Raw genomic sequence first — 14,070 nt, 5'->3', positions numbered from 1 at the left:
TGCGGCCCGTGGCCTTGATCCCCGGGGTCAGTCCCCCGGGGTGAATCCGGCGAGGGGGTTCTCCTCGCACGCACTGACCGGCGGATGCGCGGGTCGGGTCAGCGAGAGCGTCACGGGCACCCCGCGGCGCGGGGCCCGTTCGGTGCGGTGCGAGTGGTCGCCCTCGGGCTTCGGGATCGAACCGTCCATCTTGCGCTTCTGCAGGGCTTCTTCGCCGAAGCCGCGAACGCACTCGGGGTCGGGGCCGTCGAGGGGCAGGCCGGTGAAGAACTTCGCGGCCATGCATCCGCCCTTGCAGGAGTCGAAGAACGAGCAGCTCGTGCACGCCCCGCCCGATTGGGGCGTGCGGAGTCTCGTGAACAACTCGGAGTTGCGCCACACCTCCTGGAATCCGCCCTCGCTCCGCACGTTCCCGGCGAGGAACTCGTCGTGGATCGCGAAGGGGCACGCGTACACGTCGCCGACCGGATCGATCAGGCACACCACCCGCCCCGCACCGCACAGGTTCAGGCCCGGCAGCGCCGAACCGTAGGCGGAGAGGTGGAAGAACGAGTCACCGGTCAGGACGTTCTCGCCGTTGGCGACCAACCAGTCGTACAGTTCGCGCTGCTGCTCGGGCAACGGGTGCAGCTCGTCCCACACGTCGGCTCCGCGGCCGGACGGGCGGAGACGGGTCAGGCGCAGCTGTGCACCGTACTCGTCGGCGATGGCCTTGAACTCGTCCAGCTGCCCGATGTTCTGGCGGGTGCACACCACCGAGATCTTGAACCCGGTGAAGCCGGCGTCCTTCATGTTCTGCATGGCACGCATCGCCGTGGCGTAGGAGCCGGGGCCTCGCACGTAGTCGTTGACCTCCGCGGTCGCGCCGTCCAACGAGATCTGAACATCCACGTAATCGCTCGCGGCGAGCTTGCGCGCCACCTCGGGGGTGATCTTCACCCCGTTGGTCGAGAACTTCACCCCGACCTTGTGGGCGGTGGCGTAGTCGACGAGCTCCCAGAAGTCACTGCGGACCGTGGGTTCGCCGCCGCCGATGTTCACGTAGAACACCTGCATCCGTTCGAGTTCGTCGATCACCGCCTTGCACTCCGCCGTGCTCAGCTCGCGCGGATCGCGCCGGCCCGAACTCGACAGGCAGTGCACGCAACTGAGGTTGCAGGCGTAGGTCAGCTCCCAGGTGAGACAGATCGGCGAATCCAGACCGTACTCGAACAGGTCGACCAGCCGCTGCGTCTTGACCGGTGCGGCGGGAGTCGCCCGAGCGGTGGCGGCTGCCGTACCCGTGGGTGGCGCATCCAGGATCGTCATTGCTTCCTCTCGATCACCATCGACGACGCGGCGAGCGTGCCGAGAGCGGATTGATAGCGGGGAACGTCGGCAGCGCCGATTCCGGCGCTCTCGAACGCGGCTCGGACCGACGGGGCGGTGGCGAGCGACTGCACCGCTGCGAGCAGGGCTCGGTCTTTCAGGAACGACAGCTTGCGGGTGCCGAAGTGGTAGAGCAGAGCACCGAACGGCTCCGGTCGGACCGAGACCTGTGGGTGCAGATCCCACGCGCTGTCGAGATCCGGAGCGGTAGAATCGGGCGCGGTCATGGCCGGCTCAGTAGACGCCGCACATACCGTCGATCGAGACCTCTTCGACCAGCGAATCGGCTTCGATCAGCGCGCTCGACTCGGGCGTGGGAACAGCGGGTTCACGTGTACTCATGGGATTCTCCTCATGGTCGTAATCGTCTTCTTCGTCGAATTACTGTGATGAAGACGATACTAATGACACCGAGTGCCGAATGGAAGACCGAACGCCGAATGGAGGGGAATCGATGAGCCTCGACTCGTCGGCCCGCGCGGGCGAGCCGCCCCGCCTCGGTCGCGCCCCCTCGACTTCGCAGGCCGAGCTCAGTCACATCGCGCTGCAACTGTTCGTCGAGCACGGCTTCGATGAGACCACCATCGATGAGATCGCCGCGCGAGCCGGAATCGGGCGCCGCACCTTCTTTCGCTACTTCCCGTCGAAGAACGATCTGCCGTGGGGCGAGTTCGAACTGCTGCTCGACCGGATGCGGGCGTACCTCCAGTCCCTTCCCGCGTCGTTGCCCTTGGCGGAGGCCCTTCGGCAGGCGGTGATCGAGTTCAACCGCTTCCCACCCGAGGAGGTGCCCTACCACCGGCAGCGCATGGCTCTGCTGCTGAACGTGCCGACGCTGGTGGCGCATTCGACTCTGCGGTATGCCTCCTGGCGGCAGGTGGTGGCGGAGTTCGCGGCCTCCCGCCTCGGCGTGCCCGAGGACGGCCTGCAGCCACAGGCGATCGCCTGGGCGTACCTCGCGGTGTCGCTGTCGGCCTACGAGCAGTGGCTGAAGCACGACGACGCCGACCTCGCCAAGCTGCTCGACTCCGCCATCCGGATGCTCGGCACCACCTTCGATCCGCGCACTGCTCTCTAGGCATGACACCACCGGACGAGCCCGAGTACGACGTGATCGTGGTGGGTGCCGGCGGGGCGGGTGCCCCTCTGGCGGCCGCGCTCGTGTCGGGCGGGAAGCGGGTGCTGCTGGTCGAGGCAGGGCCGGTGCCCGAGACCGCCGCCGGGATGCCGGCGGACCTGCTCGACGCGGGTACGATCCGGGGGGCCGACCCCGCGCATCCGGACAATTGGGCATTCGACGCGCATCTCACCCCGAGTCGTCCCTACTCGATTGCCCGCGGCAGGATCGCCGGCGGGTCGACCACGATCAACGGCGCCTACTTCGTGCGTCCGCGTCGCGCCGATTTCGACGACTGGGTGGCCGCGGGCAACCCCGAGTGGAGCTACGAGGCCTGCCTGCCGTTCCTCCGCGATCTGGAGACCGACGTCGACTTCCCGGCATCCGCCCTCCACGGCACGGCCGGCCCGATGCCGGTCTCGCGTCCCGCGCTCGCGCCCGGGCGCGCGGCGTCCTCGGCCGCCGAATCCGAGGTCGCGTCTCCCGACGGACACCCACAGAGGGCGCTCCGTCCAGCGCCTCGCAAACCCGCCCACCCCGTCACCGCCGCATTCGCGGCCGCGGCCTCGGCCGCGGGATACGCCGACGAACCCGACAAGAACGGCGAGCAGCCGCCCGGCCACGGACCCCTCCCGATGAACGTCCGCGACGGCGTCCGTTGGAACACCGCCCTCGCCTACCTTCTCCCCCTTGCCGACCACCCCGGATTGGAGGTGCGAGCGAACACGTCGGTGAGCCGCATCCTCTTCGAAGGCACTCGCGCCGTTGGCGTGGAGCTCGCACCGACCGCCGGGCGGGAGGCAGTGGCTCGCGGGCGGGAGGCAGTGGCTCGCGGGCGGGAGGTCGTGCTCGCCGCCGGGAGCATCATGTCCCCCACCCTGCTCCTGCGCTCGGGGATCGGCCCGCGCCTCGAGCTCGAGGCGCTCGGGATTCCGGTGGTGGCCGATGCTCCCGGTGTCGGTGTGGGCTTCAGCGACCATCCGCAGGTGCAGCTCACCTGGCGACCGCGCGCGGATGTGGCTCCTCAGCCCCACGAGACGGCGATGGAAAGCACGCTCAATGCGGCTCTCGACGGCGGTGGCGAGTTCGAGGCCATACCGCTGCTCAGGCCGATGCACACCCTGCTGACCGGGGGGCCATCCCCCTCTCCCGATCTCGCCGTGCTCGTGGCGCTGCAGACCGCACAATCGCGCGGACGCATCCGGCTGACATCGAATGACCCTTCCGCTCCACCGCGCATCGACTACGACTACCTCGCAACAGCGGAGGATCGCGCGAAAATGCGCCAGGCGGTGCGCCGCACAGCTCACCTGCTCCAGTCCCGGGCCTTTGGCGCGGTCTCTGAAGGGCTGTCGAACATCGACGCGGCGACGCTTTCGGACGACGCGACGCTCGATCGCTGGGTGCAACAGAACCTCGGCACGGCCATCCACCTCTGCGGGAGCGCGCGCATGGGTGCCGCCGGCGACCCAGGAGCCGTGGTCGACCAACAAGGACGGGTGCAAGGCACAACGGCATTGCGGGTGGTGGACACGTCGATCGTGCCGACTGTGCCGCGGCGTGGCCCGGCGCTCACCGCCGTCCTCCTCGGCACGCGCATCGCCGATGCAATGATCCACCTGTGAACGACTCACTGTTACACCCTCTCCGCGGCCCGTATGCCGCATGAGGTAGCGGTGGCCCGATTGCTTGATTCGAAACTATGTTCGATATATGATTGAGCTAAGCTCATGAAAAGTCAAATTTCTTTCCGAATCAATTCCACCGGCGACGTCCCCGCCGCCGACGCGTTGCCTGCCTCCGCGCAGTCCCGGCAGGCGCTCGCGCGCGGCATCGGCGCCGATGCCGCAGCAGTGGCGGTCATCCGTCGGGAGCAGGCGGCACTCGAGGCGAAGGCGGTCGAGCTGCTCGCTGCAGCGGCCAGCAAGGCCGATCAGCTCGCCGGCCTGCCCGGCGGTTCGCTGCAGCATTCGAGGAGATCTTTGGTGGCCGAAGTCGCCGCTACTTTGAAGATTCCCGAGTCGACGGCGGCCCGGCGAATCGACGAAGCCGAAGTGCTCAGCAGTGTCCTCCCGGCAACACTGTCGGCGTTGGCGCGTGGCGACATTGGGTACCAGCACGCACAAGCGATCGTGCGCGAAGCGCGATCGCTCCCCGTCGGCGCGAGCGGCGAATTCGAGAACGCCGCTCTGGTCGAGGCCGTCTCTCTCACTCCCGCCCAGCTCGCCGGGCGTTCGCGACTGCTGCGCGAGCGGATGCATCCGGAGACCATCGAGGTGCGCCACCGCGAGGCGCGCGAAGAGCGCGCCGTGTGGATCGAGAACGAGCACGACGGAATGGCCTCGGTCGTCTGTCATCTGCCCGCAGCATCGGCGTTCGCCATCGACGACACCATCGACCAGCTCGCTCGCGCACTGCACTCGCCGGAGGAGACTCGGACCCATGCGCAACTTCGCGCTGACGGTCTCGTCGACCTGCTACTGCACCGAGATGGCGAGACAGCAGCGCGCGCACGGGGCATCCGCGCGAACGTCGCAGTGACCGTGCCGGTCATGACGCTCCTCGGCCGTTCCGACGAGCCCGGCGAGCTTCTCGGCTACGGCCCGATCGACATCGAGACCACACTGCGGCTCGCGGCGGGGGCACCGTCGTTCACCCGCATCCTGTCCGACCCGATCACCGGTCAACGACTCAGCGTGGGTCGCGAGCACTACAAAGTGCCTGCAGACCTCCGAGCGGCGGTCGTGCTCGACGACGAGACCTGCCGCTTCCCCGGCTGCCGCCGCCGGGCTGATCGCTGCGATCTCGATCACACCACCGATTGGGCGCAGGGCGGTGAGACCAGCCTCGATAACCTGGCAGCGCTCTGCCGCCGACATCACACCCTCAAACATCAATCGGACTGGCAGGTGGAAGCCGGTGACAGGCGGGCATTGCACTGGAGGGCGCCGTCTGGCGCGCGGTACACCACGCGCCCGCCCGACCACCGCCGACCACATCGGGCGGTCACCACCCCGAACCGCCCACCCGGCAACGTCCCGCGCCGACAACCGCAACCCCTCCCCGATGAACCCCCCTTCTGACGCGCCCGGCCACCCGTCCGGCGCCAAGACGCGCCGAAGCACACTCCGGCCACGCAGGACGGGGGCATCTTTGAGCGAGCGGATATCAGGCAAACAAGCGCGCCTCACCTCTCCCGCTGTCACGTCGGGCCCGCCACGCATGCCCAGGAGCGACCGCAGCGTCGAGCAGACCGCACCAAACGCGCCATGCGCGCGGCAGGAACCGCGCCATGCGGAACGCAGCAGGCACGCGCCACGCGCCACGCAGGAAACCTGCGCCACCCGCCATCCAGGAAACCCGCGCCACCCGCCACCCAGGAAACCCGCGCCACCCGGGCTGCGGAAAGCACGGAACGCGGAAATAAGGAAGCCCGCGACGAGCGATGCAGGCGCCCCCCGGGGGATCGCGCAGCACGCCCCACGAGATCGCGCAGCACGCCCCACGGGATGGAGGAAGATGGGCACATGGCCAGAGACACGTCGCACGCGCTGTCGTTCGGGGGCGAAGCCGCTGCCTACGACCGTGGGCGCCCGAGCTATCCCCTCGATGCGGTGGAGTGGCTGCTCTCCCGGGCCGCGACGGACGACGGCGCTCTGCCCGACGTCGTCGACGTGGGTGCCGGCACGGGCAAGTTCACCACCGGGCTCGTCGGCCGCGTCGCATCCGTCACCGCGGTCGAACCGGATGCGCAGATGCGTGCCCGCCTCGCCGCCAATCTTCCCGGCGTGCTCGCGCTCGATGGCACGGCCGAGAGCATCCCGCTCGGCGACGACTCCGCCGACGTCGTGACCGTCGCCCAGGCCTGGCACTGGGTCGACGTCGAGGCCGCCTCGCGGGAGGCGGCGCGCATCCTGCGTCCGGGCGGCGTGCTGGCGCTGGTGTGGAACATCCGCGACGACTCGATCGACTGGGTGCACCGACTGAGCGGCATCATGGGCGCCTCGGCGGCCGAGAAGTACGACAGCATCACTCCCCCGGTCGGGCCGCCGCTCACCCGCGACGCCCACGCCGAGTTCCGCTGGACCGCGACGGTCGACCACGAGCAGCTCCTCGCCATGATCACATCCCGCAGCTATGTCATCGCGATGCCCACGACCGAACGCGCGGCGATGCTCGCCCGCGTCGAGGACCTCCTGACCGCCCATCCCGACCTGACCGGCCGCACCGCCTACGATCTCCCCTACGTCACCCGCGTCACCATCGCCCGAGAGTTCTGAACCGGGCCGCGGGCCGCGGGCCGATGTCCGAGCCCGGGCATATCCTTGCCGAGTGGCAACAATCACCCTCGAACGCCCTCTCAAGCACACGATCGTGCGGTCGTTCGCCGGACATCTCCCAGGGCCTCCGGATGCGGTCTTCCGCGCTCTCGCCGAGCGCTTCGCGGGCCTGCAGGGTGGCGACGAAGGGCGGTCACTGGTCGACGCAGCGAGCCGGACGGTGATCGTGCAGGGCGATTGGTGGTACCGGGGCGAGTACCGGGTGCGACCCGAGGAGAGCGGCGCGCTCGTCGAGTTCGAGATCGTGAACGTGGCACCGACCTGGCATTGGGCGGGTCCGGTCGCGGGTCGCGCCGAGATCCGCCGGGCGCCCGCAACCTTCCAGGCGCTCCTCACCGATCTCGCCCTGAACGGCGAGAACGAGGCCGGCGAGAACGAGACCAGCGAGCACGAGACCGCCGAGAACGAGGCCGCCGAGTGACCGCACCCGCCGCCGACGGCGTCGGCTTCCGCTCGAAGCGCGGCCCCATCCTCGTCGCCCTGATGGTCACCACCGGACTGGTGGCGATCGAGGCCACGATCCTGGCCACCGCGGTTCCCTCCATCGTCAAAGACCTCGGCGGCTTCGCGCAGTTCCCCTGGCTGTTCTCCATCTACCTGCTGAGCCAGGCCGTCTCGGTGCCCATCTACGCCAAACTCTCCGACATGGTCGGCCGCAAGCCGATCATCCTCATCGGCATCGGGCTGTTCCTCGCGGGGTCGATCCTCTGCGGCTTCGCGTGGAGCATGCCCGCCCTCATCGCCTTCCGCGCCCTCCAGGGTCTCGGCGCCGGCGCCGTGCAGCCCATGGCGCTCACCATCGCGGGTGACATCTACACCGTCGCCGAACGCGCCAAGACCCAGGGCTACCTGGCGAGCGTCTGGGCCGTCTCCTCGGTGGTGGGCCCCACCCTCGGCGGTCTCTTCTCCGAGTTCGTCTCGTGGCGCTTCATCTTCTTCGTGAACGTGCCGGTCTGCCTCCTGGCGGCCTGGCTGCTCGTCCGTCATTTCCACGAGACCATCGAGAAACGACGTCACCGCATCGACTATCCCGGCGCGGTGCTGCTCACCATCGGCATGAGCGCGATCATCCTCGCCCTCCTCGAAGGCGGCCAGGCCTGGGCCTGGATCTCACCCGAGAGCATCGGCGCCTTCACCCTCGGCGTCCTGGCATTGGCCGCCTTCGTCCTGGTCGAGCGGCGCGCGCCCGAGCCGGTGCTCCCGCTCTGGATCTTCTCGAAGCGCCTGCTCCTCACCACCACCCTGATCGCACTCGGGGTCGGAGCCATCATCATCGGACTCACCTCCTTCATCCCCACCTACCTGGAAGGGTCGATCGGCGTCTCGCCGCTCGTCTCGGGCCTCGCCTTGGCGGCGCTCACGCTCGGCTGGCCGGTCGCCGCCTCGATCTCGGGGCGGCTCTACTTCCGCATCGGGTTCCGCGCGACCGTGCTCGCCGGTCTCAGCCTCACCACACTCGGGTCACTCGCGCTCGCCCTCCTGGCGGGCACCCCCTCCATCGCAGCGGTCGCCGCGTGCTGCTTCGTCATCGGCTTCGGTCTCGGCTGGACGGCCACGCCGAGCATCATCGCCGCCCAATCGAGCGTCTCGTGGAGCGAACGCGGAGTCGTCACAGGGTCGAACCTGTTCGCCCGATCGATCGGCAGCGCGGTCGGCGTCGCGGTGTTCGGTGCGATCGCGAACGCCATCCTCAGCCCGACGGATGCCCCGAGCGGCGCACACGACCCGCAGACGATCGTCGGAGCATCCGAAGCCGTGTTCACCGCCGTGCTGGTGTGTGCGGTGCTGACCGTGATCGTGGCCCTGCTGATGCCCCGGTCCCGAGTCGAAGACGTGGAGCTCGTGGCCACGCGCAACTGAGCCTCGGCGGTATCTTTGCTTCATGCCCGACACGCTCACCTCGGCCGCTCCCCCGGCCGCGCGCCGGCGCCGTCGCTTCTCGATCAACGCCGTGCTCGACAACCTGTTCTTCGTGGTGGCCGGTCTCGCGTCGATCTGGCTCGCCTACCTCGTGCTCACCGACGGGTTCTCGATGGGCTGGGCGCAGCTGTGGTTCTACCTCGTGTTCTGGCTGCTCGTGGCCTATGTGGCGCTGCCGCGGCTGCACCGCATCCTCACCAACATCTACGTGCCGAACTACTTCATCGGCCGCACCCGCACGAGCGACGGGCTGCTCGGCGACCCGGTGAACCTCGGCCTCCTCGGCACCGAGGAGCAGGTACACACCGCCATGCTGGCCGCAGGCTGGACCAGGGCCGACGACCTCACCCTCCGCAGCGCCACCCGTATCGTGGCGTCGACGCTGCTGCGCCGCAGCTACAACGAGGCACCGGTCAGCCCGCTCATGCTGTTCGGCCGCAACCAGGATTTCGCCTACCAGCAGGAGGTGAAGGGCAACCCGGCGAAACGACACCACGTGCGGTTCTGGCGGTGCCCGGATGCCTGGCTGCTGCCGGGCGGGCACAGCACCGACTGGCTGGCGGCCGGCACCTACGACCGTGCCGTCGGTTTCTCGTTGTTCACCCTGCAGATCACGCACAAGATCGACGAGAACACCGACATCGAGCGCGATCACATCGTGACGACGGTGAGCGACGCCGATCCGGCAGTGACCGTCGACGTGCTGAAGGACTTCTCCACCGGCTATCACTCCCGCAACGGCGGGGGCGACGCCATCATCACCGATGGCGACCTGCCGATCATCGATCTGCGTGCGGTGGTGCCGAGCGCGGCATCCGTCGCCGAGACCCTGGCGCCGGTACCCACACCGCACACCTCCGCGAACGGCAGTGCGCTGCCCGAGAAGGCGGTGCGCCGGCCGGCGCAGACGACGTTCGGCGCCGTGGTGGTGCTGCTGCGGGCGGTCACGCCGATGGTGCTGATCCTGCTCGTGCTGCTCGACTGGCAGAACGTCCGAGACGCCCTCAGCGTCGACGTCGGCATGGACCTGCCCGACGCCATCGACCTCCGCGACGTCACCATCTGGGTGCTGATCGGGTTCACCGCGGCTTTCGGCGTCGCCGAGGTGCTGTTCGGGCTCTACGTCTTCTTCGGCAGCAACATCGCGCGCATCGCGGTGATGTCGTTCAGCGTGATCAACATCATCATCGCCGCCGTCGAGCACGTCTCAGGGCACCAGGCGATCACACTCGGAACGAACCTGGTGGGGGTGTCGCTCGACATCCTCATCCTCATCGCCCTCTCCAGCAGCCGGGCGCGCGACTACGCCCGGCGGCCCCGCGACAAGAAGGCGTCGCGCGCCGCGGTGTGAAGGCCGGCTGCACCCGTCAGTCGTCGGCCGGCACCCGCACCTGCAGTCCGCCGTGGGAGACCCAGGTCTTGAGGGCGGTGGCGAGCCCGAGACCGTCGCCGTCGAGCTCAATCTCCTCGGGTCGGCCGAGGCGCACCACGAGCTCTTTGCCCTTCAGGTAGTTGAGCGCCCGCACCTCCTTGGTGGCACCCATCAGCTTGCGCCCCGCGGTGGTGCGTCGCAGCACGCCGTTCTCCCAGAAGATCTTGACGATGATCTGCAGCCAGCCGATGAAGCCCTCGGGCCGCAGGATGACGATGTCGAAGATGCCGTCGTCGACCGCCGCCTCGGGCAGCAGCAGGATGTTGGCCGGCAGCGACCCGCAGTTCCCGATCATGATCGAGTTGGCCCGCACCGAGCGGTTGCCCTTGCGGTCGAGGTTGTACTGGATGCGCAGGTGGTTGCGGTCGCCGAGCACTTGGCCGATGGCCTTCGCGTAGGCGAGCCAGCCCACCTTCGCCTTCAGTTCGTCGTCGGTGGCGGCGAGCATCTTGGCGTCGAGGCCGAGGCCGGCCATCACGAGGTAGGCGTGCTGGGTGACGGATGCGTCTTCGTGGCGGATGCGGATGAGACCGAGATCGATCGCCCGGTTCTTGCCCTGGAACGCCGTGTGCAGGGCGTTCTCGACGTCGTCGAGCGTGAGATCGAGGTTGCGGGCGAGCAGATTGCCGGTGCCCGACGGGAGGAGGGCGAGCGGAACATCCGACTCGTGCAGCGCCTCGGCGACCGCACGCACGGTGCCGTCGCCGCCGGCGGCGATGACGAGGTCGACTCCGGCCTCGAGCGCCTGCTTGGTCTGCCCCTGGCCCGGGTCGTCGACCTCGGTCTCGAGCCAGAGTGTCTCGGCCCAGCCGGCCGCCTGTTCCTCAGCCGCGACCGCGGCTTTCAGGGCGTCGAGGTCGACTTTGATGGGGTTGTAGACGAGGGCGGCGCGCCGAGTCGTGGTCATGCTGCCGACCGTACCAGGGCGCGGGCACGCTGGCGCGTCCCGGCCCGCGCGGGATTCAGCGGACCGGACGGATCGGCGACTCGACCGCAGCCTCCACCACGATGCGCTTCTCGTCACCCGGATGCGCGGCGTCGTACCACAGCCGGGTCTCCGCCCCGTTCACGAGCGGGTTCTCGGCGCGCACGAGCACCGGTTTGCGCACCCAGCGACGCACCCCGGCGGTGTCGACGAAGGTGAACGTGACGGTGGTGAGGATGCGACTGCTCTCGCGGAACACCGTCCAGCCCTGGTCGCTCACGGTCGCCGTGGTGAGCATCCCGCTGCGCATCATCTCGTCCTGAACCGCCGCCGCGCGGCGGCGTGCGGCAGCGGCGAGCCAGCCGAGCACGAGTGCCACCAGACCGAGGCCGAGCAGGCCGAAGCCGACGAGGTCGGGGATCAGCGGTTCGCGGTAGGTCTGCGCCGCGAGCAGGACACCGGCCCCGGCGCTCAGGAAGACGGCGGCGTTCCCGAGTGCGACGCCCAGATCGGCACGCCGCAGCACGGTGCTCGTCCAGGCGATCGAGCTGATGATGGTCAACGCCGTGCCGACCGACACGGCGACCATTGCGGTGACGGAGGGCGTGGCGTCGTCGGTCAGCGCGCCGAGCGAGGCCCAGCCGTACCCGGCGGCGAAGCCGCCGACGAGCAGCAGGAGAAGCAGCGCGACCACCCGCACGTTCCTCGGGCGCCGGGCGGCCTTCTCCCGGGCGGCAATGGCCGGGTCGACGGTGCTCATGCCCCTAGTCAATCAGAGCGCGGGTCAATCAGAGCGCGGGGAACTCGTCACCGAACAGGGCACGGAGGTAGGCGGTGGTGGTGGGGAGATCGCCGTCGATGTAGGCGTTGACGGCGCCGCGCGCGCTCGAGGCGGCCCGCTCGACGGGGAACTGCGCCTCCAGTGCCCGCGCGAGGGTGGCGCAGGCGCGCACGTGCTGGGTCTGACTGGGACTCGTCAGGTCGACGACCGGCGCGAGGGCGTCGGTGGACAGCCCCTCCCAGAGCCAGCACAGATCCCAGAGCAGGCTGAACGAGCGCTGCTGCAACGCTTGGCGCAGGGCGACCGTCTCGAGGTAATACGACGAGACGGCGAGCCCGTGCCGGTGCTTCCAGGCGAGCAGCAGGCGGATGAGGGCGCGCACCGCCCCGTCGCCGTCGATCCGGTCGAGCAGCACGGTTCGGGCCGACGGCCGGTGCCGCACCCAGCGGTGGGCGGCGTCGGACACCCAGAGGGTGTCGGATGCGCCCTGGTCGGCAGCCGCGCCGGGTTCGGTCGCTTCATAGGCGGGCAGCAGGCGCACGGCGGCGATCGCGGGGGCGGAGGCGGCTGAGGCGGCGGATTCTGCGGGTGCTTCGACCAGGCCTTCGATCAGGTCCTCCAGCACGACGGAGTCGTCGCGCGACGATGCGAGAGCGACATCGTCGACCACTACCACGGAGCGCACGACCTCCACCGATCGCGCGAGCGACTTCGGCTTCGCCCCGCGCAGCACGACGATCACGTCGAGTTGACTGGCGCCGACCGCCGTGCCGTGCGCGAAGGAGCCGGTGTCGACCAGGCGCAGCACTCTGCTGTCACCGGCCACCGCATCCGCCACACGGTCGCGGAGGCCCATCACAGCGGCGAGTTGACCGGACGACGGGCGTACCGACGCGCCGAAGGCCTCAAACGCGTCTGCGATGAGATCGGCCACGGCGTCCTCCCTGGGCAGAATCTACTCCGCCCGGGGGCGGGATGGCAGGCGCTTCAGTCGGTGTCGCGCGCGGCCGATCGGGCACGGCGCGGTCTCGGGGTGCGGGCGTAGCGCGCATCCGCCAGCTCCCACAGGTCGAACTCGCGCACCCGGCGCATCCGCTCGGCGCGGTCCCGGAGGTAGTCGTCGTCGACGACGAGATGCGTCACGCGCTCGGTGTCGTCGAGGCGGTGGGCGAGCTCACGGCCGATGTCGGCCCAGGCGGCCTGCCGTGCGTCTTCGACCACCGCCGCCAGCCAGGCGGGGTCGTCGGCCGCGCGCCGGATGTCGCGAGCGACCTCGTGGTAGACGCGACGTCGCGCGCCCAGCAACTCGACGTCGCGGGACTTGTAGTCGTGCTCGTGGCGGGCCACACCGCGATCATGTTCGGCCTGGCCGATCACCTCGTCGGCGTGCTCCTCGTTGCGTTCCTGCTCGGCCGCGACCTCCTCGACGACCTCGCGTACGATGTCGGCCGCACGGTCGCGGTCGAACGGCAGATCGTCGCGCAAAGCCGCCACGATCAGGCGGTTCTTGACCGCCATCACCACCGAGAACCGGGCGATGAGCATGCCGTCGGCGACGGCCGCCTCGATGCTCTCCGGGGCGATGGGCTCGGGTGCCTCGACCGGTTTGCCGGTCGCGAGCCACCGCGGTGCCCGCTCCCGTCGCCGCCAGCCCATCCCGCACCCTCCTTGCACCTCCAGGATACGTGCCCTGCCCGCCCGCGTCCTGTGCTGCTCGCTGCCTTCCACCCGCACGCGCCGATCGAGCACAGCGCGATCAGGCGCAGAGGTGGCGGGCGATCCACGCGGAGGTGTCGGCGAGCGGCAGCCGGCCGGATGCGACGAGCCGGGTGAACTCGACCGCCGCGTCGGTGAGGCGACCGTCGGCGGTGTCGGGGTGGTCGCGGCCGACGTACACCGATGCCCAGCGGGCCGGGCCGGGGCCGATGCGGGCGGCGACCGCCACGATCCCGGCGAAGTGCCGCGCCTGCCCGCGGGTGCTGTCGTCGAACTCGGGCGCGAAACCGCGGCCCGGGATGCGGTTGCGGCCGCCGCGCGCGGCATCGAGCAGCCACAGGGGGCCGAGGCGGACGCCCGCGGCCGCACGGCCGAGCTCGACGAGATAGCGCCTGGGGGTTGCCCGGTTGGCGAGCGAGCGGGTCGCGATCTCGGCGGCGGTCGTGCAGAGGTGGGTGCAGGCATCCATTC

The 14,070-nt window shown here is 69.7% G+C and carries 15 protein-coding genes; 7 read left to right on the top strand and 8 right to left on the bottom strand.

The genetic code is table 11. The features are described from left to right. Nucleotides 1-27: 27 nt before the first annotated feature. The 3 genes from mftC to mftA are packed head-to-tail and all read right to left on the bottom strand — an operon-like array spanning nt 28 to nt 1,710. Complete coding sequence (gene mftC, locus AC3WLB_RS14060; protein ID WP_022898616.1) at nt 28-1,308, bottom strand: mycofactocin radical SAM maturase; 1,281 nt, start codon at nt 1,306-1,308, stop codon at nt 28-30. Beyond that, nucleotides 1,305-1,595, bottom strand: a complete 291-nt coding sequence (mftB, locus tag AC3WLB_RS14055; protein WP_492506970.1) for a mycofactocin biosynthesis chaperone MftB — start codon at nt 1,593-1,595, stop codon at nt 1,305-1,307. The genes mftC and mftB overlap by 4 nt, the downstream gene beginning before the upstream one ends. A 7-nt stretch (nt 1,596-1,602) precedes the next feature. Next, complete coding sequence (gene mftA, locus AC3WLB_RS14050) at nt 1,603-1,710, bottom strand: mycofactocin precursor MftA (protein ID WP_022898618.1); 108 nt, start codon at nt 1,708-1,710, stop codon at nt 1,603-1,605. Between the two features lie 112 nt (nt 1,711-1,822). Here mftA and mftR point away from each other — a divergent pair, with 112 nt between their 5' ends. From mftR to AC3WLB_RS14015, 7 genes are all read left to right on the top strand, one after another. Next, a complete protein-coding gene (gene mftR / locus AC3WLB_RS14045; protein WP_492506967.1) occupies nt 1,823-2,446 on the top strand; it encodes a mycofactocin system transcriptional regulator MftR in 624 nt (207 codons plus the stop codon). A gap of 2 nt (nt 2,447-2,448) precedes the next feature. After that, nucleotides 2,449-4,110 (top strand): GMC family oxidoreductase N-terminal domain-containing protein, encoded by a 1,662-nt coding sequence (locus AC3WLB_RS14040; RefSeq protein ID WP_492506965.1) that lies wholly within the window; start codon nt 2,449-2,451, stop codon nt 4,108-4,110. Nucleotides 4,111-4,215: 105 nt separating this feature from the next. Then, nucleotides 4,216-5,568, top strand: coding sequence for an HNH endonuclease signature motif containing protein (locus tag AC3WLB_RS14035; protein WP_492506963.1), 1,353 nt, complete (start codon nt 4,216-4,218; stop codon nt 5,566-5,568). 444 nt (nt 5,569-6,012) lie between these two features. Continuing rightward, nucleotides 6,013-6,765 (top strand): class I SAM-dependent methyltransferase, encoded by a 753-nt coding sequence (locus AC3WLB_RS14030; RefSeq protein WP_492506961.1) that lies wholly within the window; start codon nt 6,013-6,015, stop codon nt 6,763-6,765. A gap of 52 nt (nt 6,766-6,817) precedes the next feature. After that, nucleotides 6,818-7,246, top strand: a complete 429-nt coding sequence (locus AC3WLB_RS14025; protein WP_492506960.1) for a hypothetical protein — start codon at nt 6,818-6,820, stop codon at nt 7,244-7,246. Beyond that, nucleotides 7,243-8,685: an MFS transporter gene (locus AC3WLB_RS14020; RefSeq protein WP_492506958.1), complete on the top strand. Its 1,443-nt coding sequence runs from the start codon at nt 7,243-7,245 to the stop codon at nt 8,683-8,685. Before AC3WLB_RS14025 ends, AC3WLB_RS14020 begins: the two co-directional genes overlap by 4 nt. A 22-nt stretch (nt 8,686-8,707) precedes the next feature. Next, nucleotides 8,708-10,096 (top strand): LssY C-terminal domain-containing protein, encoded by a 1,389-nt coding sequence (locus tag AC3WLB_RS14015; RefSeq protein ID WP_492506956.1) that lies wholly within the window; start codon nt 8,708-8,710, stop codon nt 10,094-10,096. A 16-nt stretch (nt 10,097-10,112) separates the two neighbouring features. On the opposite strand, the gene AC3WLB_RS14010 is transcribed toward AC3WLB_RS14015, so the two are convergent. The 5 genes from AC3WLB_RS14010 to AC3WLB_RS13990 form a co-directional block, all read right to left on the bottom strand. Then, nucleotides 10,113-11,084 (bottom strand): diacylglycerol/lipid kinase family protein, encoded by a 972-nt coding sequence (locus tag AC3WLB_RS14010; protein WP_492506954.1) that lies wholly within the window; start codon nt 11,082-11,084, stop codon nt 10,113-10,115. Nucleotides 11,085-11,139: 55 nt separating this feature from the next. Continuing rightward, nucleotides 11,140-11,862: a hypothetical protein gene (locus AC3WLB_RS14005; protein WP_492506952.1), complete on the bottom strand. Its 723-nt coding sequence runs from the start codon at nt 11,860-11,862 to the stop codon at nt 11,140-11,142. Nucleotides 11,863-11,890: 28 nt separating this feature from the next. After that, nucleotides 11,891-12,817: a hypothetical protein gene (locus AC3WLB_RS14000; RefSeq protein ID WP_492506950.1), complete on the bottom strand. Its 927-nt coding sequence runs from the start codon at nt 12,815-12,817 to the stop codon at nt 11,891-11,893. Between the two features lie 53 nt (nt 12,818-12,870). Beyond that, nucleotides 12,871-13,539, bottom strand: coding sequence for a hypothetical protein (locus AC3WLB_RS13995; protein ID WP_492506948.1), 669 nt, complete (start codon nt 13,537-13,539; stop codon nt 12,871-12,873). 100 nt (nt 13,540-13,639) lie between these two features. Beyond that, on the bottom strand, nt 13,640-14,068 hold the full coding sequence (locus tag AC3WLB_RS13990; protein WP_492506946.1) for a hypothetical protein: 429 nt from the start codon (nt 14,066-14,068) through the stop codon (nt 13,640-13,642). Between the last annotated feature and the right edge of the window lie 2 nt (nt 14,069-14,070).

It is taken from the genome of Herbiconiux sp. FW305-C-125 (assembly GCF_058783455.1).
This window is presented reverse-complemented; position numbering and strand designations above follow the sequence as displayed.

What these genes read in the sequence shown, in the direction of transcription:
- mftC (WP_022898616.1), bottom strand. Translation starts at nt 1,308, where the DNA reads ATGACGATCCTGGATGCGCCACCCACGGGTACGGCAGCCGCCACCGCT.
- mftB (WP_492506970.1), bottom strand. Translation starts at nt 1,595, where the DNA reads ATGACCGCGCCCGATTCTACCGCTCCGGATCTCGACAGCGCGTGGGAT.
- mftA (WP_022898618.1), bottom strand. Translation starts at nt 1,710, where the DNA reads ATGAGTACACGTGAACCCGCTGTTCCCACGCCCGAGTCGAGCGCGCTG.
- mftR (WP_492506967.1), top strand. Translation starts at nt 1,823, where the DNA reads ATGAGCCTCGACTCGTCGGCCCGCGCGGGCGAGCCGCCCCGCCTCGGT.
- AC3WLB_RS14040 (WP_492506965.1), top strand. Translation starts at nt 2,449, where the DNA reads ATGACACCACCGGACGAGCCCGAGTACGACGTGATCGTGGTGGGTGCC.
- AC3WLB_RS14035 (WP_492506963.1), top strand. Translation starts at nt 4,216, where the DNA reads ATGAAAAGTCAAATTTCTTTCCGAATCAATTCCACCGGCGACGTCCCC.
- AC3WLB_RS14030 (WP_492506961.1), top strand. Translation starts at nt 6,013, where the DNA reads ATGGCCAGAGACACGTCGCACGCGCTGTCGTTCGGGGGCGAAGCCGCT.
- AC3WLB_RS14015 (WP_492506956.1), top strand. Translation starts at nt 8,708, where the DNA reads ATGCCCGACACGCTCACCTCGGCCGCTCCCCCGGCCGCGCGCCGGCGC.
- AC3WLB_RS14010 (WP_492506954.1), bottom strand. Translation starts at nt 11,084, where the DNA reads ATGACCACGACTCGGCGCGCCGCCCTCGTCTACAACCCCATCAAAGTC.
- AC3WLB_RS14005 (WP_492506952.1), bottom strand. Translation starts at nt 11,862, where the DNA reads ATGAGCACCGTCGACCCGGCCATTGCCGCCCGGGAGAAGGCCGCCCGG.
- AC3WLB_RS13995 (WP_492506948.1), bottom strand. Translation starts at nt 13,539, where the DNA reads ATGGGCTGGCGGCGACGGGAGCGGGCACCGCGGTGGCTCGCGACCGGC.
- AC3WLB_RS13990 (WP_492506946.1), bottom strand. Translation starts at nt 14,068, where the DNA reads ATGGATGCCTGCACCCACCTCTGCACGACCGCCGCCGAGATCGCGACC.